We start from the raw sequence: 16,498 nt of genomic DNA on the forward strand, positions 1-16,498 counted from the left end.
GCCTTGCGGCCACCCTCAAGCAGCGCGACTGCGTCGCGCTTGAACTGCTCGTCAAAGGTGCGTTTTGTCGTTGTCGTCTTGTTCATGTCGGTTTGGGTTGTCACCCAACTTTTGCTGTCCACATAAACGAAGAAGGCTCAAACAACCCGGCTCCAAGCCTCCCCCCAACGGCTTGGATCAAGCGGACTCTCTCCTTGACCCTCCCAAAAAAACCACTACCATCCGCGCCCCACGCCCCGGCGAAAGCAGCATTCCGCGCCTCGTCTGGTCACGTGGTCTCATCATTATGAAAGAAAACATCCATCCCAAGGCCTCCGAAACGACGATCACCTGCACCTGCGGAACCGTCTATAACACGATCTCCACCGTGCCGAACCTCCGTATCGGCATCTGCTCCTCCTGCCACCCTTACTTCACCGGTGAGCAGCGTTTCATCGACACCGCCGGTCGCGTGGACAAGTTCGCCCAGCGCTACGGTTCCACCCGCGCCCGCCGCAATGCTCCGAAGGTCGAAGCTGCCGCTCCTGCTGCTGCCGTCGAAGCCGAAGCTTAGCTCTCAAAAGTCTCTTTTAGCCAAACGGTGCCCATGCCTTCGTGCTGGGCACCGTTTTGCTTTTCCCGTTTCCGCTTTTCAGCATTTCAGTTTTTCAGTTTTTCAGCTTTTCCCTTCCCATGGACTACTCCGCCGTCATCGCCGGCAAACGCACCCGCTTCGCCGACCTCGAAGACGTCATCGGCCGACCGAATTTCTACGACGACCCCAAAAAGGCCGGCGACCTGCTGCGCGAACATCGCAACCTGCAAAAACTCCTCGCCGACTGGGCCGCTTATGAAAAAGCGCAAGTCGAGCTGATCGAGAATCGCGACATGGCCAAGTCCCAGGACGACCGCGAAATCGCCGAGATGGCTGCCGCCGAAATTCCCGTGCTCGAACAGCGTCTCGTCGATCTCGAAAAGGCCATCCAGGAATCCATTCTGCCGCCCGACCCGCTCGAAGGCCGCGATGTCATCCTCGAAATCCGCGCCGGCACCGGCGGCGATGAAGCCAGCCTCTTTGCCGCCGATCTGCTGCGCATGTACACCCGCTTCGCCGAAAACCGTGGCTGGAAGGTCGAATCCCTCGACACCAGCCCGTCCGAAGTCGGCGGCTTCAAAGAGGTCATCGTCAAGATCAGCGGCGATGATGTGTATCGCGTCCTCAAATACGAAAGCGGCGTCCATCGCGTCCAGCGCGTCCCCGCCACTGAAGCGCAGGGCCGCATCCACACCTCCGCCGCCACCGTCGCCGTGCTGCCTGAGGCCGAGGAGGTCGATTTTGAACTCAAGTCCGACGAAGTCCGCATCGAAGTCTGCCGTTCTTCTGGCGCCGGCGGTCAGGGCGTGAACACCACCGACTCCGCCGTGCAGGTCATGCACATCCCCACCGGCACCATCGTCCGCTGCCAGGACGGCCGCAGCCAGATCAAGAACAAGGAAAAAGCCCTCAGCATCCTGCGCTCACGCCTGCTCGAAAAGAAGCAGCAGGAAGAGGCCGCCAAATACTCCGCCAACCGCCGCACCCTCATCGGCAGCGGCGGCCGCGAGGAAAAGATCCGCACTTACAACTACCCGCAGAACCGCGTCACCGACCACCGCATCGAGCTGACCCTCTACAATCTCGACCAGTTCGTCGAAGGCCGCATCGAACCCATCACCCAGGCGCTCCTCGCCAGCGACCTGAAGGAACGCCTTGCCGAGGCCGGACTGAATTAAAGGCAGCTTTTTCGTGGCGTCGGCTTCCAGCAGTTTCAGCTGACGAAGTTCGGCGAGCGCTTTGACCTCGTGCTACGCTGCCCGGACCAAAACCGCATCACGGTGCCGATCTCGCCGGAACGGGATGATCCCGGCAACTCCGGCACGACCTTTGTGAACGATGACCTCTCGCGGGTGACCACCTCCGAGTTTGGCCGCACGCGCGGCAGCAACAGCCGCGTGTCTCTCACGCGCATCGCTGCCACAGGCACGAAGCCGGGCAAGTGAAATGACCGGCAATTCATACGCATCAAGATCTCATTATTCCTGCGGAATTAGGCTTTCCACTTGCTTCACGAGGCCTTCGTAATCCTTTGCAAAAAACGGGTCACTGCAGCGCTCGATTTCAACAAATCCGCCAACCTTTTTCCAACAGTCGATAATGGACCTGCCCCAGACGGCAGCAACAATATCCAGTTTGACATATTGCTCACGGCAGAGCACTCCGACGGTATTGTAGTTTTTGCACACAACTTCGGGCGCTTTGGAGTCGGTAGCTGCCCAGTCAATCCGCTGTTTTCGAAGTCGAAGGATCTCATCCCGAGCATCGACAAACTTTGGATCCTGAATGATGTCAAACACCGCCTTGAACGCACCGGCTTGCGTTGTTTCCCGTGCAACCTTGTTCGCTTCGTGAACCTGAACCTGCTGCACATGGAGGGCAATGAGCACTCCGATGAAGCTCGCAACAGAGAATAGTGATGTCAAAGCGCCGAACATATCACCAAACTGACCGCGTGTCTCCATGCGGGGGAATACTTGCCAGATTACGATGGCACCGACGATCCACACGAGGAAAGCCACAATGCCGACAATGATAAAGCCCCTCGGGGTCATCACGCCAATGTAGAGAACACCCGTCCTCGCGCAACATGCGAAACCAGATGTAGCTTCTCCACGATGATATTATTGAAAAGGTGGGCGTCGGTGAAGGACGGCAACCTACGTCATCCGGCAAAGGCACGCTGCAACGCGGCGATGTCGAGCTTCTTCATCTGGAGCATGGCTTGAAATGCCCGCTGGGACTTAGTGGTATCGGGATCAGTGAGCAGTTCGGGCAAAATCTTGGGAACGACCTGCCAGGAGAGACCGAACTTGTCTTTCACCCAGCCGCACTGCTGCGCCTTCGGATCGCCGCCTTCGCCGAGTTTCTCCCAGTAGTAGTCCACCTCCACCTGCGTCGTGCATTCGATCTGGAACGAGATGGCTTCGCTGAACTTGAAGTCAGGGCCGCCGTTGAGCGCGGTGAACGACTGTCCCTCCAACTCAAACACCACGATCAACACGGAGCCGGCCGGCTTGCCGTGAATTTCTTGTCCAGCATCCGGGTAGCGCGAGATGGCGGTGATCTTCGAGTCTTTGAAAATGCCGATGTAGAAGTTGGCGGCGGCTTCGGCCTGATCGTCAAACCACAGGCAGGGGCTGAGTTTCAATTTCATGGTGGGGAGATCGGTTTTGGATTTCACTCATCGAATCGCCGCACCTTCGCCGTGGCTTCGCGTTTGGTGAAGTCGTGCGTGATCTCGTAGGTGCGGCCGACGTCGTGAAGGGAGCCGTCGTCATGCTTGCTTCTAAAGTAGTCGTGGTGACTCAAGACGAGCACATCAGGCCGCTCCCAGCGCAACGGTTCGACATAGGCCCACTCATGCTTGGCGTTTTTCAGCTCCGCATCGGTGTCGCGTCCCGGAAACTTCACCTCGGGCAATTTCGCTCGGGTGAAAGTCTTGCCATCGTCCTCATAAACGACCGTGCTACCCGTGGATGCCTGTGCGCCGGAGAAGAAGGCGAAGCGCTTCGAATCCGGCGACCACAGCACTCTGCCCTCACGCCAGGCACCTTTGCCAATATCGGCGTCGGTGAGATCGGCGATGGCTTTGCCCGTCGCTTTCTCGATCACTTCCGCACGCACCACCTTGGATGTGTGATCCACCTGTGCGTCTGAAAAGACTTTGCGAATGGCGTAACGCCCATCAGGAGATGGCCAGTCCACGAGTTCCTTCTGAAAGAGCAACTTCGCGGTCTTGGGAAAAGTGCGCTCCGCATACTCGCCACCGCCCATATGGTGGCGAACGTCGAGACGGTAGTCCAGCGGCTGCTGGCTCAGGAAAGCCGCGAGTTTGTCATCGCCAAGGATGTGAATCACGGTGTTGAAGCAGTAAGAGTGACTTTCGGAGGCCGCACCATCGGTGTCATTGATGCCGAAGTAACGCTTCATCGCCGCTGGCTCCCCCTTGGCCGCCGCACGAGCCGTGGCGTTATAGTCGAAACCACGAGCCTTCGCGTATTCGCCGACTTCACAGCCTTCCTCATCCTTCTCCGGAATCTCATCGAGGGTGAAATGAAGCCGGATGCGGCTGGAATGCATCCAGCCCGTCTTGCCGGAGGCCAGCGTCACCTTCCACCACTCCTTTTCCGGCTCTTCCTCAAACTCGAATGGCTCGTCGGCATTTACCCTGGCAACGACCGCCGCATCGGCGCTCGGTCCGGCACGAAGGTTGGTGAACCCATCGGGATCATTGATGACACCCTTTTCCCCGGCAACGGCGAGCAGCGCCATCCCCAAGAAAAGGCCAAATTGGATCAGAGAGGGCCTGTGCATGCTCTCATATACGCACGAGACGCCGCTTCCGATGGCACCGATCGGGCACAAATCTTTACCAGTAGCGATCGGCGGGCGATGTTGCCCTCGGTTATTTCACGCCGCTCGCTTCGGCATTCCAGACTTTGACGTCGTCGAAGAAGCCGTCTTTGCCCGCAACGCCGAGTTCGATCTTGGACTTGGTGGCGTGGGCGATGCCGGAGGATTTCAAATAGGCCGCAGGTTTGCCGTCGATGGTGACGCGCATCTCATCACCGACTGTTTCTACGACGAGAGTGTACCATTTGCCCGTTTCAAGCTTGGCGGGGTAAGTGATCTGGCGACCCACGAGCAATTTGGCAACCTCAGCCTTTTTCGCGGGGTCTTTCTTCATCTCGTAGATGTCGTTGCGCATGTTGCCGTCTTTCTCGTCGATGATCGTGACACCGTTGAGGCGGACCTGGGCGCGGCAGATATGGCCGTAGTGGCAGCCTGTGTATTTGCGGTCGTCGAACTCGACGTCGATCATCGTCGCACCTTCAAACTTGATCCTGCACTCGACGACGCTGTCCTTCGTGGGGATCTCAAGGCCATGCACAGCGGCATGGGCTCGGATCTCCGGCTTGCCGTTGGCAGCGGGGATGGTCACGTCGCGCGTCTGCGTGCCTTTGAGCGTGCCGTTTTCGATGGCGAAGGTGGGCACGACCTTGTGCCAGACCTTGGCAGGCTCGGTGCCTTGGAAATCATCGGCGAAAAGCTCCTGCTGCTTCGCGGCGATGGATTTGGACGGAACCTTGGGCAGATCGGCGGCGAAGGAGACGGAAAGGAGCAGCGGGAAGATGAGGAGGCGAGTCATGGGTCAAGGAGTGTCAAGCATGGTCAAGAGGTCAAGGCTCGATGCTTGACGATGGCTTGACTGTTTGACTACATCTTCGCCTTCCGCTCGCCGAAGATCGCGCTGCCAACACGGACAATCGTCGCGCCTTCCTCAATGGCGATCTCGAAATCATGGCTCATGCCCATGCTGAGTTGCGAAAGCGGTGCGCCTCCGAGCTTTTCGAGTTCGTCGCGGAGTTCGCGGAGTTCGATGAAGTGAGGGCGGCTTTTCGTGGGATCAGGATCGAAGGGAGGGATGCACATAAGGCCCTGAATCTCCAGGCGGCGGAGAGCATACAAGGCTTCGAGGCTGGAGCGCAGCGTTGCGGCATTGAAGCCGTGCTTGGTGCTTTCAGCGGCAAGGTTGACCTCAATGAGGACTTTGGGGAACAGACCCAGTTCGCTGGCGATGCGATCCACATCGCGGGCGAGGTCGAGGGAGTCGATGCTGTGAATGCAGCGCGCCACCGGGAGGATTTTGCGCACTTTGTTGGATTGCAGATGACCGATGAGATGCCATTCGAGTTTGGCAGGCAGCAGCGGGGCTTTCGCGAGGAGTTCCTGCACCTTGTTTTCGCCAAAGAGGAGCTGTCCTCCCTCCACGGCTTCCTGAATGGATTCGACGGGGAAGGTTTTGGAAACGGCGAGAAGCTGGACGGTGGCGGGATCGCGCCCGCAGCGTGTCGCGGCGGTGGCCATGCGTGCGCGGATGGCCTGGAGACGTTCGTGGATGTCGGACATGGTTTTGCAGAGAGAAGACGGAAGATGAACGGCCTGCGCAACGTATTTTCGCGCTCAACCAAGCCACCCCACATGCAATCACGCCGCCATTTCATCCGCCAGTCCGCCGCCACTCTGTTCGCCGCCCCCTGGGTCACCACCGGCATGCGTGCCGCGTCACCGAACGGCAAGCTGCGTCATGCGGCTTTCGGCGCGGCTGGCATGTCGATGTCGGACATGAGCGCGATGTCGAATCATCCGATGTGGGAGCTGGTGGCGGTGTGCGACGTGGACACACGCAATTTCAAAAAGGCGCAGGAGAAGTGGCCGAACATCAAGGTCTATCAGGACTGGCGTGAGCTGTTGGAGAAGGAAGCCGCGAACATCGACAGCGTGAACGTTTCCACCCCCGACCACATGCACGGCAGCATCGGTCTCGCCGCCATCGCGAAAGGTAAGCACGTCTATGGCCAGAAGCCGCTGGCGCACAACCTGTGGGAATGCCGCCAGATGGTGGAGCGTGCGCGTGAGAAGGGTGTGATGACACAGATGGGCATCCAGGTTTCCTCGGACTTCTCCGAGCGCCTCGCCGTCGAACTCATCCAGATAGGAGCCATCGGCAAGGTGAAGGAAGCCCACACCTTCTCCAATAAGAAGTGGGGCGACATGGAAGTGCGTCCGGTGAAAAGCGATCCCATTCCTGAAGGTTTCGATTGGAACAAGTGGCTCGGCGTCGCCAGCGAGCGCAGCTACATCGAAAAATACGATCATCCCGGCAACTGGCGCAAACGCCGTGACTTCGGCACCGGCACGCTGGGCGACATGGGCTGCCACATGTTCAGCGGCTGGTTCCGTTCTCTCGACCTCGCCGCACCGATCTCGGTGAAATCCAGCGGCCCCGTGCCGAACAAGGACAACTGGGCCATCAACGCCGTCGTCGAATACACCTTCAAAGGCACCCAGTTCACCGCTGGTGAAAGCATCAAGGTCACCTGGACCGACGGTGATGCGCGTCCGCCGTCCGAAGTCATGGCCTTGATCGGCGACGATGTGAAGAAATTCCCCGGCCAGGGCACGATCTACCTCGGCACCGAGGGTGTCCTGCTGCACCCGCATGGTTCCACCCCCATGCTCTACCCGCGCGACAAGTTCACCGGCCACAAGTATCCGAAACTTGAGCCCCGCAACCACTGGGCCGATTTCATCGACTGCTGCCTCAAAGGCGGCAGCCAGAAACCCACCGCCAACTTCGACTACGCCGGACCGCTCACCGAGGCCGTGCTGCTCGGCTGCCTCGCCAGCGCCTTCCCGAATGAAACGCTGCAATGGGACGCTCCTGCGTTGAAGATTCCAAACTCGGAGGCCGCTGACAAGATGGTACGCCGCGACTACCGCAAGGGCTGGGAACTGGTGTGAGTGACGAAATCAGAATGACGAAGGTGGTGAAACACCTTCTTATTCCTCGTCGTCACCACGATCACTGTTCACTGCGCGTTTCTTCTTCACGGAGGAGATGTTGCGGTGAACCCAGACGCTTTGCACCATGCCCATGAGGAAGAGCGTCACGACGACAAACGTGCCGCCGTAGCTGATGAAGGGCATGGGCAGGCCGATGACCGGCAGCATGACGAGGTTCATGCCGGCGTTCTGGAAGGTGTGCACAAAAAACATCGCCACCACGCCGACGACGATGAGTCGTCCGAGCTGATCACGGGCACAGAACGCTACAAAGACGCTTTGCAGCAGCAGCAGCAGCATGCCTGAAAGCAGCAGGATGGACCCGCGGAAACCGAATTCCTCGGCGACGACGCCGAAGATGAAATCGTTGATGGATTCGTGCGGGAAGAAGGTGCGGTGGATGGATGCCTGATCGGGAACCTTCTTTGATTCGGGCCCCTTGCCTTCCAATCCGCCGGTGGAAACGGCGATCTGCAGGTGCTTGGCCACCCAGCCTTCATTTTGCAGGTCAACCTTGTCCAACTGGTTGGTGGCCATGTACCACGTCGAGTTGATGCGCGCCTGCTGGTAGGGTTTGAGCGCGAAGACATACACCAGAGGCACCACGCTGGCGACGCCCAGAAGCAGCGTGATGAGATAGCGAAACGGGATGCTGCCGACCAGCATCATGGAGAGAAACACCGGCCCCCAGACGAGACCGGAGCCCAAATCTTCCTTGATGACCATCATGGCGGGAATGCCTGCAAACAGTCCGGCAGCCATGATGCGCAGCCAGGGGCGGCGGAACACCGGCAGCATCCTCGGCAGTTCACCAAAGATCACGGCCAGGATCAAAATACCGGACATGATGGCAAACTGAGATGGCTGGATCATCTGACCGCCGACGCGAATCCAGGCCTTGTTGCCGCCGATTTCCACTCCGATGGCCAGGACGGCCACGAGACCCGCAATGCCGGCGAGATACATCGGCACGCAGGCCCAGCGCACCCATTTGTAATCAATCAACGAGGCCGCGAAAAAGAACGGCAGGCCCATGGCCACCCAGCGGATCTGGTCACGCCATTTCATGGCGAACTCGGCCTCCTCCTTGTGCGCGGAGGCATTGAAGATGGCGTACACGCCAAAGACGATGAGGCCAACGATGTTCAACACCAACAGCCAGTTCATGCCGAGGAATTTCTTGAAAAGAGGAGTCATGGGACGTGAAAGTGAAAATCAATCGAGCTGCGGCACGGCGTCGAGCAGCTTCTGGGTGTAGTCGTGGCGCGGGTTCTCGCAGATTTCATCAGCATCCCCCTGCTCGACGACTTTACCGTGATGCATGACGACGATGCGGTCACTCATGTGGCGGACGACGGCCAGATCATGGGCGATGAAGAGCAGCGTGAGATTGAACTCCTCCTGCAAGTCCTTGAGCAGGTTCAGAATCTGCGCCTGCACGCTGACATCGAGCGCACTGACCGGTTCGTCGCAGATCAGGAATTTCGGCCGTACCGCCAGTGCCCGTGCGATGCCGATGCGCTGCCGCTGGCCGCCGCTGAACTCATGCGGGTAGCGTTGCAGAGACTCTTCGGGCAGACCGACCTTTTTGAGCAGTCCTGCGGAGATTTCACGGCGCTCGTCACGCGATTTGTCTTTGAAATGAATCTGCAACGGCTCGCCCAGAATCGATTCGACCGTCATGCGCGGGTTCAGCGAGCCGATGGGATCCTGAAACACCATCTGCATTTCCTTGCGCAGTGGACGGAACTCGCTCTCGGGCATCGGCAGCACCTCACGATTGCGATAGGTGACGCTGCCGCCGGTGACGGGGGTGAGCTTGAGCAGCGCCCGGGCCACGGTGGACTTGCCGCTGCCGCTTTCGCCCACGAGACCGACGGTGCTGCCCTCCATGACTTCAAAGCTGACCTTGTCCACCGCCTTGATGACATCTTTGGCACGGCCAAACCAGCCCCCGCGCACGGGGAAGTGAATTTTGAGATCTTGAACGCGGAGCAGAGGCATGTTGAAGGGATCATTTTAGCACAGGTGCTGCATCACGCGAAAGTTTCATTGCGTCAAAGCCTGGAAGTGCCAGCATCCGCCCGCACATGAACGAACGCTACGAACTCCTGGCCCCGATCGCTGAAGGCGGTCTGGGAACTGTCTTCAGAGCCCGGGACAAGCAGCTTGGTCGCGAAGTCGCCGTCAAACGCATCCGCGCCGACAAGGCGGGCGATTTTGGCTCCGCCGTGGACGCCCTGATCCGCGAGGCACGGCAGCAGTCCGTGCTGCAGCATCCGAACATCGTCACCGTTCACGACGCCGGAGTGGATGATGAGGGCGGGTTCATTGTCATGGAACTGGTCAAAGGCGAGACGCTGGAGGACATCATCATGCGCGGCGCCCTGACCGCCGAGGATTTCGACTCGCTGGTGCGGCAGACGCTGGACGGTATGATCGCCGCGCACGAGCAGGGCATCATTCACCTCGATCTCAAGCCGGGGAACCTCATGATCACCTGGCTGCCCGGCGGGCGCTTCCAGGTGAAGATTCTCGACTTCGGCCTGGCCAAGACCGCCAAACAGCCGGTGCAGCAGGACACGGACTCCCAAGGCGGGCTGCTCGGCTCCGTGCATTTCATGGCCCCTGAGCAGTTCGAGCGCGCCGACGTGGACACACGCACAGACATCTATGCACTGGGCTGCGTCTTCTATTATGCACTGACGCAGAAGTATCCCTTCACCGGTGACACGATGCCGCAGGTGATGGTGGCGCACCTCTATCACCGCACGAAACCGCTCGCCGCCCTGCGTCCCGATCTGCCTGCGCACACGGTGCAGTGGGTCGAATGGCTCATCAATCGCGTTCCCGCCAATCGACCGGCATCTGTCACCGAGGCGCTGCAGGTCTATGATGAAGGCGGCTTCAAAAAGGCGGTGCCGGTGGCTGTGGCCACTGATGAACCGGCCAAGGTGCGGCGAAAGGTGATGACGGGACCGGTCGAAACCACCGGCGGCAAAAAACTCGTCACCAGCACCGCATCCGGCACCTCCTCCTCACGTCTCGTCACCAGCACGGGTACCAGCGCCACCTCCCTGCCGTCGCTGCCATCACGTCCGGCGAAGGCGCCGTTCCCCAAATGGGCGGCCGTCACGATTCCGTTTCTCGTCATTGTCATCGGCGGGTTCGCGGTGAAACGCTTCATCGAGCGTTCACGCGAAGCCGGACGCCTGCAGCGCTTTGCCGAAATCGCCAGCGCCGACAAACCGCAGGTGAGCGACCTCGACATGCGCCTGCTGTTTGACTACCTCGAAAATCCAAAGACCACCGCCGCCGCAGCGCAAGCGCTCAGCCAGGTTGAGGGCGGTGATTACATCGACTCCATGCTCGTGCAGCATCTGGGTGCGGCCAGGCATCCGATGGCACGCGCGAACCTCGTCAAAGTCATCGGCCTGCGCGAGATCGGCGGCACCTTCGGCCCGATTTTGCCGTTGGTGCGGGATGCGGACTCGAACGTGCGCCGTGCTGCCTGGACCGCGCTCGGCCTCGTCACACAAGGCGACGATCTCGCGAAACTGCTCGAACAGCTTCACAACGTGCCTGAAAAAGAAGCCGACTTCGCCGAACAGGCCGCCGTTTCCGCGATCCAGGCACAGAGCGACCGCAACGCCGCCGTGGTACCGGTCATCGCCGCGTATCGCAACGGCAATGGTGGTGATTCTGACCGCGCCCTGCTGCTGCGCATCCTCGGACGTGTGGGCGGCGGCGAGTCACTCGCGGTGATTCTCGAAGCCATCGCCGATCCCGTTGTCAGTGTGCGCAAGGCCGCGCTCATCGCCATGGCGCAATGGCCCGCGTGTGATCCCCTGCCCTCCCTCACCGCACGTCTGCCGCGCGAGATAGATCCCGCCTGCCGCCTGCTGCTGCTCACCGCGGCCACACAGCTCTGCACACAGACCGGCACGCTGCCGCAGGCAGAACTGTTCGCGCAGGCGAAACGGCTCTACGAAGCCAGCAAGGACGCGCGTGAGAAAGACCAGGCGCTCGCGGCACTCAGCCGTATCACCGATCCCGACGCCGCCGCCTTTTTCGATGTGCTTGCCGTCAGCGAGCCACAGCGCAAGGCCCAGGCCACTGCCATCAGCAAGGCAATCAACACCACCCTCACCAAGGTCGCCACCATCACCGGCACCACCACTGTTTCCGCCGACAAGGCCGACTATCCCAAGCTCGGCGGCATGGATCTCATGGCCGATATTCTCGTGAACTGGCTCGATGAGGGCGATTGGGCCGCCTGGTTTCTGAAATTCGAACAGCCCGGGAAATACGAAATCGCCGTGCGCCAGGCCTCCGCCTCGCAAAAGGAGGGCGTTTACGAAGTCGTCATCGCCGGGCAGACCCTGCGCACCAGCGTTGTGCGCACCGGCAGCGCCCAGGAGTTCAAATCCTGCATCGTCGGCGAAGTCGAGATCAAGCAGGCCGGCATCCACCGCCTGCGCATCAACGCCGTTGAAATTCCCGAGCGCGAGCAGCTCTTCCGCGTGAAGGCCCTTGAACTGGTGAAGAAGTAGCCTTGCTGGCGGCGAAAGCTTCTTGCCATCGCACCACGCACCTCCATCATGCCGGAACTTGTTTCCCGACCCACCATGACGCGTGCCCTTCTTGCCCCCCTTGTGTTTGCAGCCACTCTTTGTGCGCTTTGCTCCTGCGGCCTGATCCAGAAGATTCCGGTGCCGAAGCTGCCAAAGATAAGCTTCCCCAGCAGAAACACCGTGGCCAAGCTGGTTCCCGGCATGGCCGAGACGGACAAGATGGATGCCGAGGATCCGGATGTGCCGTTCAATTCGCGTGGCACGCTCGGTTTTGGCCACACCATCAGGCTGGAAGTGTATGAAGGCGCACGCAGCCCCGACCGCATTTATCGCGGCATCGCCATGGTGAATGCAGAGGGCCTGCTGCCGCTGGCTGATGTGGGCACCGCACGCGTCGGCGGCCAGCGACTGCCTCAGGCGGCCGATTCCATCGCCGCCGTGTTCCGCGTGGCAGGCCGCAACACACGGCCCATCACCGTGCAGATCATCTCCGTGGAAAACACACCTGTTGTCTCCATCAACGGCGATGTGCGCGAAGCCGAGTTCATCCCCGTCTTTAAAGACATGAGCGTGCAGCAGGCCGTCACCGTCACCGGCGGTCGCAAGCCCGGCTCCACCTCGCGCGGCGTTTATATCTCACGTCAGGGCCTGCGCCAATTCTTCACCTCGCTCGAAGCCGCGAACGACAAATGGACGCCGCAGGCCGGCGACATCATCACGCTTTCACCCGACATCTGATTTCCACGCCATGCTCGAATACACCGGAGGTGCGCCAGCCGCAGCACAAAGCCCCCTGAGTTCCTTGTTCAAAACTGTCGCCATCGTGCGCATCGGCACCGGCACGCTGCTCATGGCACGGCATGGCTTCAGCGCAGCGGTCAGCGCCTATCATTTCTTTTGGAAAGAACAGCCGTGGCCGTGGGTGCCTGCGTTTCATGATGCCGGACTGCCTTACGCTCATCTTCTGGCGCCCTTCACCGCCGTGATCGTCGCCGCCGTGGCGTTGAGCTGGATCCTTGGTTTTTTGACACGCTTGTTCGCCGTGCTGTTCCTGCCGGTCATCATCACCGCGCTCGTCTTGTTGCAGAAAGACGGCTCCGTGCAGGTCGAAGCCGCGTGGCTCTACCTCTTCATCACCGTGACGCTGCTGCTGTTCGGTTCCGGTGCCGTTTCCGTCGATCAATTGTTCCGCCTCGGCCAGGGCGGGTCGAACAAACGCCACTGAGATGGCCCGCATCGTCCGCAGTTCCGGCGCAGCACTTGCCGCCAGCGCGGTTGAGCGTGTCCTCGCCATCGACCCGGCGCTGCGTAAAACCGGCTGGGCGGTCGTGGAAAGCTCCGGCGGTGAGTTGCGCGCGCTGGCCTGGGGAGTCATTCATAACAAGCCTGCGCTGCTTCCGTCCGGCTGCCTCGTCGCCATCCACGCAGGCTTGAACGAGGTCATCCAGCAGCATGCGCCGACCGTGTGCGCCATCGAATCGACCATTTTCGTGCAGAGCTTCAAGACCGCCATCGTGCTCGGCACCGCACGCGGTGCCTGCCTCCTGGCCGCCGCCGAGCACGGCCTGCCCATCTATGAATATGCCCCGCGTGAGATCAAACAGGCCGCCGTCGGCCGTGGTGCCGCGCAAAAAGAGCAGGTCGCCTTCATGATCCGCGCCCAACTGCGCCTGCGCGAAACACCGGAAGCCGATGCCGCCGATGCGCTCGCCGCCGCCATCACTCATTTTCAAAACAGCGCCGCCGCCCGTGTGACGGAGCGTGAAAAGAGGCGGGTGTGAACCGCGCTCAGGCGCGCTTCTTCTTCGTTGTCTCCAACGGTGTGGCGTGGCCGTTCGTGCCATTGACCTTGAACTTCCCGCTTTTCACATCGCGTTCGAGCTTCTCCAGTTTGCGCAGCAGCTTGGGCCACTGCTTCTCTTCCACAATGAAGCCGACGCAGCGCTCGGTGCCGCAGCGGCAGGGATGCTCGTCCCAAGTGTCCACGTCGAAACCGTAGTTGTAGGTCAGTTCTTCGCCTGCCTTGATCTCGCGCAGGGAGTAGATCCAGATGTGGCCGCGGATGATGTAGGCCTCGCAATTGGGATCGCAGGAATGATTGATGTAGCGCGCCGGGTTGCGGCCTTTTGCGCCGTCAATGTCGTGGCGCTGGTTGAGCGTGAAGACATAGACCGCGGCGCAGCCGGTTGTTTTGGACTTGTGGATCAGCGCATCGCCACGACGGGAAGACTCCGCCTTGGTGATTTTTTCGCCGACGTATTCGATGATGGGGACATCATTGGGAATATCGCAGCGGGCGAAGATGCCACGGTTGTGGATGGAGGAGGAGCGGACGGTCCAGTAGCGTTTCGTGGGGGCCTGAGGCATGGGGGGTATGTGCGGACGACGGAAAAGGAGCGCATGAAGTGTGCCGGGCATCCCCATTGTCAAGGAACGAGGGGGGAATGTTTCCCAACGACGATCCGCAGAACGCAAACCACTTTCCGGTTGCCGCTGCGTCCCCCGGTGCCTTATTGCGCGCCCTTCAACCGCCCTGACCTCTCATGCTCGAATTCTTTCGCCGCCACCGCGGTGCCTTCCTCATCACCCTGACGATCATCATCATTGTCTCCTTCTCCGTCTGGGGAGGTTGGCGCACCGACAGCGGCTATGAGAAGAAAGCGCAGATCACCGATCATGCCCTCACCGTCTATGGCAAGGATTACACCATCGGCGATGTCCAGCGTGCGCAGCGCTCCCTCCAGTTCGCTCAGTATTACATGCAGGCCTATGAGCTGCCCTCCATGCTGATGATGCTTTCCTCCGACGGCGGCTTTGGCGGTGGCGGCCTGAACACGCTCATCAATCTCTTCGTGGCACGCCACCTCATGGAGGATCTCGGCATCCGCCCCAGCGATGCGGAAGCCCGCGCCGCCCTGGAAAAGCTGCCCGCCCTGCAAAACAACGGCAAGTTCGACGTCTCCCGCGCCCAGATGCTGGAGGAGAACGCCGGCTCCATGGGCTTCGAATCCGGCGACCTGCTCGGCATCATGAAGGACACGCTCGGCCTGCAAAAGCTCCAGGACATCGTAACCAAAAGCTACGTGGCCTCGCCGCTCGCCGCTGAAAAGCAGTACGCCAGCAGCTACCACACCTTCAAAGGCTCCAAGATCACCTTCGAGACCGAAGCCTTTAAAAAAGCCGCCGCCGTCACCGACGACGAGATCAAAAAGTATTACGAGGAGAACAAGGACGGCTACAAGACCCTCGAAAAGCGCGCCGTGAGCTACGTGCTGTTCGAAAACCCGAAGGATCTCGACAAGAAGCCGCTCGAAGAGCGCCAGAAAGCGCAGAACCAGCAGGTGGAACGTGTGAACGCCTTCAACAAACTGACCGCCAGCGGCGTGAAATTTGCCGAAGCCGCGAAACAGACCAAGGAGAAGATCGAAACCGTTCCCGCCTTCCCTCAAGGCGAGCCTCCTGCCGCGCTCAAGACCGAAAACAACCTGCTCGGCCTCATCTTCGCCCGCGCCAAGGATTCCAAAACGCAGCCAGAGGCAATTGAAGGCAGCAATGGCTGGTATGTCTTTGATGTCACCCAGATCGAGGAACCCAAACAGCAGACGCTGGCCGAGGTGAAGGACAAGATCAAAGACACGCTCCAGGGCCAGAAGGCGGATGAAGCCCGCACCAAGGCCGTCAACGACGCCCGTACCGCGTTGAACGACGGCTTGAAAGCCGGCAAGAAGATCGACGACCTCGTGAAGGAAAAAAAACTCACGCTCGAAGCCCTGCCGGACATCGACATCGCCAATCCGCCGCAGGAAGTGCCCAACGCCTTCCTCATCGCCCAGGAGGCCTCCAAAACCGCCGTTGCCAATGTTTCCCGCGCTGTGGATTACGACAAAGGCACGCTGCTCATCTACGTCAGCGCCAAGGAACTGCGCAAACGCCCCGATGGTGCCGATGTGCGCAAAAACCAAGTCGATTCCCTCTCCCGTCAGGAGCGCATGAGCCTCTTCCAGTCCTGGTTCAAGAAGAAACACGACGAAGCCCGCGTCGTCACCAAGCTCGACGTCTCCTGATCATTCCATGCCAGCCATTCCTCGACGCGCATGAGCGACTCGCCATCCACCGTCGAAGATTTGTATGATGAGGCCAGCGGTCACGTCGCTCTTGGTGAGTTGCCCGAGGCCATCGCCCTCTACCGCCGCTGCGTCGCCTTGCAGCCCGACCACTTTGAAAGCTGGCACGCTCTCGGCATGGCCCTGCTGCGTAACGGCGAGATCAAAGAAGCCATCGGTGCCGGCATGATGGCCACCACGCTCCAGCCCAACGACCTCCTCGCCTGGACCGCCCTCTCGCAAATGTACGTCGCAAACAAGCAGATCGCCGAAGCCGAGGATGCCAAAGGCAAGGCGCGCATCCTGAGTCTCGGTGGCAAAGTGGTGAAGTAGGGTTACGGACCTCCTGTCCGTCAATTCAAGGTGTGCCCGCGCAATCTCACGGGCCTTCGAACGCG

General features: G+C 60.1%; 18 protein-coding genes. 10 read left to right on the plus strand and 8 right to left on the minus strand.

Annotation, left to right across the window (positions count from 1 at the left end):
* Positions 1–286: 286 nt before the first annotated feature.
* From rpmE to U1A53_RS15095, 3 genes are all read left to right on the plus strand, one after another.
* On the plus strand, positions 287–553 hold the full coding sequence (gene rpmE, locus U1A53_RS15085) for a 50S ribosomal protein L31 (RefSeq protein ID WP_322282182.1): 267 nt from the start codon (positions 287–289) through the stop codon (positions 551–553).
* A gap of 119 nt (positions 554–672) precedes the next feature.
* Positions 673–1,752 carry a peptide chain release factor 1 gene (prfA, locus tag U1A53_RS15090; RefSeq protein WP_322282184.1) on the plus strand — a complete coding sequence of 360 codons (1,080 nt, stop codon included), beginning with the start codon at positions 673–675 and terminating at the stop codon, positions 1,750–1,752.
* Between the two features lie 69 nt (positions 1,753–1,821).
* Complete coding sequence (locus U1A53_RS15095) at positions 1,822–2,019, plus strand: hypothetical protein (RefSeq protein WP_322282185.1); 198 nt, start codon at positions 1,822–1,824, stop codon at positions 2,017–2,019.
* Positions 2,020–2,052: 33 nt separating this feature from the next.
* On the opposite strand, the gene U1A53_RS15100 is transcribed toward U1A53_RS15095, so the two are convergent.
* The 5 genes from U1A53_RS15100 to U1A53_RS15120 form a co-directional block, all read right to left on the minus strand.
* On the minus strand, positions 2,053–2,628 hold the full coding sequence (locus U1A53_RS15100) for a hypothetical protein (protein ID WP_322282186.1): 576 nt from the start codon (positions 2,626–2,628) through the stop codon (positions 2,053–2,055).
* Between the two features lie 110 nt (positions 2,629–2,738).
* Positions 2,739–3,230: a VOC family protein gene (locus tag U1A53_RS15105; RefSeq protein WP_322282187.1), complete on the minus strand. Its 492-nt coding sequence runs from the start codon at positions 3,228–3,230 to the stop codon at positions 2,739–2,741.
* A gap of 23 nt (positions 3,231–3,253) precedes the next feature.
* The gene (locus U1A53_RS15110; RefSeq protein ID WP_322282189.1) at positions 3,254–4,390 is read right to left on the minus strand and encodes an SH3 domain-containing protein; all 1,137 of its coding nucleotides are present in this window, start codon (positions 4,388–4,390) and stop codon (positions 3,254–3,256) included.
* A gap of 91 nt (positions 4,391–4,481) precedes the next feature.
* Positions 4,482–5,225 (minus strand): hypothetical protein, encoded by a 744-nt coding sequence (locus U1A53_RS15115; RefSeq protein WP_322282191.1) that lies wholly within the window; start codon positions 5,223–5,225, stop codon positions 4,482–4,484.
* Positions 5,226–5,293: 68 nt separating this feature from the next.
* A complete protein-coding gene (locus U1A53_RS15120) occupies positions 5,294–5,986 on the minus strand; it encodes a YggS family pyridoxal phosphate-dependent enzyme (RefSeq protein ID WP_322282193.1) in 693 nt (230 codons plus the stop codon).
* Between the two features lie 72 nt (positions 5,987–6,058).
* On the opposite strand from U1A53_RS15120, the gene U1A53_RS15125 reads away from it, so the two are divergent.
* Positions 6,059–7,381, plus strand: a complete 1,323-nt coding sequence (locus U1A53_RS15125; protein WP_322282194.1) for a Gfo/Idh/MocA family oxidoreductase — start codon at positions 6,059–6,061, stop codon at positions 7,379–7,381.
* 39 nt (positions 7,382–7,420) lie between these two features.
* Here the strand turns inward: U1A53_RS15125 and U1A53_RS15130 are convergent, their stop codons facing one another.
* A complete protein-coding gene (locus U1A53_RS15130; RefSeq protein ID WP_322282196.1) occupies positions 7,421–8,620 on the minus strand; it encodes an FtsW/RodA/SpoVE family cell cycle protein in 1,200 nt (399 codons plus the stop codon).
* Positions 8,621–8,638: 18 nt separating this feature from the next.
* A complete protein-coding gene (locus tag U1A53_RS15135; protein ID WP_322282197.1) occupies positions 8,639–9,427 on the minus strand; it encodes an ATP-binding cassette domain-containing protein in 789 nt (262 codons plus the stop codon).
* An 86-nt stretch (positions 9,428–9,513) separates the two neighbouring features.
* Between U1A53_RS15135 and U1A53_RS15140 the strand changes: the two genes are divergently transcribed.
* The 4 genes from U1A53_RS15140 (at position 9,514) to ruvC (ending at position 13,778) form a co-directional block, all read left to right on the plus strand.
* Positions 9,514–11,976 (plus strand): protein kinase, encoded by a 2,463-nt coding sequence (locus U1A53_RS15140; RefSeq protein WP_322282199.1) that lies wholly within the window; start codon positions 9,514–9,516, stop codon positions 11,974–11,976.
* Between the two features lie 75 nt (positions 11,977–12,051).
* A complete protein-coding gene (locus U1A53_RS15145) occupies positions 12,052–12,735 on the plus strand; it encodes a hypothetical protein (protein ID WP_322282201.1) in 684 nt (227 codons plus the stop codon).
* A 10-nt stretch (positions 12,736–12,745) separates the two neighbouring features.
* The gene (locus tag U1A53_RS15150) at positions 12,746–13,222 is read left to right on the plus strand and encodes a hypothetical protein (RefSeq protein WP_322282202.1); all 477 of its coding nucleotides are present in this window, start codon (positions 12,746–12,748) and stop codon (positions 13,220–13,222) included.
* 1 nt (position 13,223) lies between these two features.
* Positions 13,224–13,778: a crossover junction endodeoxyribonuclease RuvC gene (gene ruvC, locus U1A53_RS15155; protein ID WP_322282204.1), complete on the plus strand. Its 555-nt coding sequence runs from the start codon at positions 13,224–13,226 to the stop codon at positions 13,776–13,778.
* Positions 13,779–13,785: 7 nt separating this feature from the next.
* On the opposite strand, the gene U1A53_RS15160 is transcribed toward ruvC, so the two are convergent.
* Positions 13,786–14,364, minus strand: a complete 579-nt coding sequence (locus tag U1A53_RS15160) for an SET domain-containing protein-lysine N-methyltransferase (RefSeq protein ID WP_322282206.1) — start codon at positions 14,362–14,364, stop codon at positions 13,786–13,788.
* A 176-nt stretch (positions 14,365–14,540) separates the two neighbouring features.
* Between U1A53_RS15160 and U1A53_RS15165 the strand changes: the two genes are divergently transcribed.
* Both U1A53_RS15165 and U1A53_RS15170 read left to right on the plus strand, forming a co-directional pair.
* Entirely contained in the window at positions 14,541–16,061 is a 1,521-nt protein-coding gene (locus U1A53_RS15165) for a peptidyl-prolyl cis-trans isomerase (RefSeq protein WP_322282208.1), read from the plus strand.
* Between the two features lie 30 nt (positions 16,062–16,091).
* The gene (locus U1A53_RS15170; protein WP_322282210.1) at positions 16,092–16,433 is read left to right on the plus strand and encodes a tetratricopeptide repeat protein; all 342 of its coding nucleotides are present in this window, start codon (positions 16,092–16,094) and stop codon (positions 16,431–16,433) included.
* Positions 16,434–16,498: the final 65 nt, after the last annotated feature.

It is taken from the genome of Prosthecobacter sp., from assembly GCF_034366625.1.
Taxonomy (GTDB): domain Bacteria; phylum Verrucomicrobiota; class Verrucomicrobiia; order Verrucomicrobiales; family Verrucomicrobiaceae; genus Prosthecobacter.

Bases quoted from the DNA above. Each gene is read 5' to 3' on its own strand.
- rpmE (WP_322282182.1), top strand. From the start codon at position 287: ATGAAAGAAAACATCCATCCCAAGGCCTCCGAAACGACGATCACCTGC.
- prfA (WP_322282184.1), top strand. From the start codon at position 673: ATGGACTACTCCGCCGTCATCGCCGGCAAACGCACCCGCTTCGCCGAC.
- U1A53_RS15100 (WP_322282186.1), bottom strand. From the start codon at position 2,628: ATGACCCCGAGGGGCTTTATCATTGTCGGCATTGTGGCTTTCCTCGTG.
- U1A53_RS15105 (WP_322282187.1), bottom strand. From the start codon at position 3,230: ATGAAATTGAAACTCAGCCCCTGCCTGTGGTTTGACGATCAGGCCGAA.
- U1A53_RS15110 (WP_322282189.1), bottom strand. From the start codon at position 4,390: ATGCACAGGCCCTCTCTGATCCAATTTGGCCTTTTCTTGGGGATGGCG.
- U1A53_RS15115 (WP_322282191.1), bottom strand. From the start codon at position 5,225: ATGACTCGCCTCCTCATCTTCCCGCTGCTCCTTTCCGTCTCCTTCGCC.
- U1A53_RS15120 (WP_322282193.1), bottom strand. From the start codon at position 5,986: ATGTCCGACATCCACGAACGTCTCCAGGCCATCCGCGCACGCATGGCC.
- U1A53_RS15125 (WP_322282194.1), top strand. From the start codon at position 6,059: ATGCAATCACGCCGCCATTTCATCCGCCAGTCCGCCGCCACTCTGTTC.
- U1A53_RS15130 (WP_322282196.1), bottom strand. From the start codon at position 8,620: ATGACTCCTCTTTTCAAGAAATTCCTCGGCATGAACTGGCTGTTGGTG.
- U1A53_RS15135 (WP_322282197.1), bottom strand. From the start codon at position 9,427: ATGCCTCTGCTCCGCGTTCAAGATCTCAAAATTCACTTCCCCGTGCGC.
- U1A53_RS15140 (WP_322282199.1), top strand. From the start codon at position 9,514: ATGAACGAACGCTACGAACTCCTGGCCCCGATCGCTGAAGGCGGTCTG.
- U1A53_RS15145 (WP_322282201.1), top strand. From the start codon at position 12,052: ATGACGCGTGCCCTTCTTGCCCCCCTTGTGTTTGCAGCCACTCTTTGT.
- U1A53_RS15150 (WP_322282202.1), top strand. From the start codon at position 12,746: ATGCTCGAATACACCGGAGGTGCGCCAGCCGCAGCACAAAGCCCCCTG.
- ruvC (WP_322282204.1), top strand. From the start codon at position 13,224: ATGGCCCGCATCGTCCGCAGTTCCGGCGCAGCACTTGCCGCCAGCGCG.
- U1A53_RS15160 (WP_322282206.1), bottom strand. From the start codon at position 14,364: ATGCCTCAGGCCCCCACGAAACGCTACTGGACCGTCCGCTCCTCCTCC.
- U1A53_RS15165 (WP_322282208.1), top strand. From the start codon at position 14,541: ATGCTCGAATTCTTTCGCCGCCACCGCGGTGCCTTCCTCATCACCCTG.
- U1A53_RS15170 (WP_322282210.1), top strand. From the start codon at position 16,092: ATGAGCGACTCGCCATCCACCGTCGAAGATTTGTATGATGAGGCCAGC.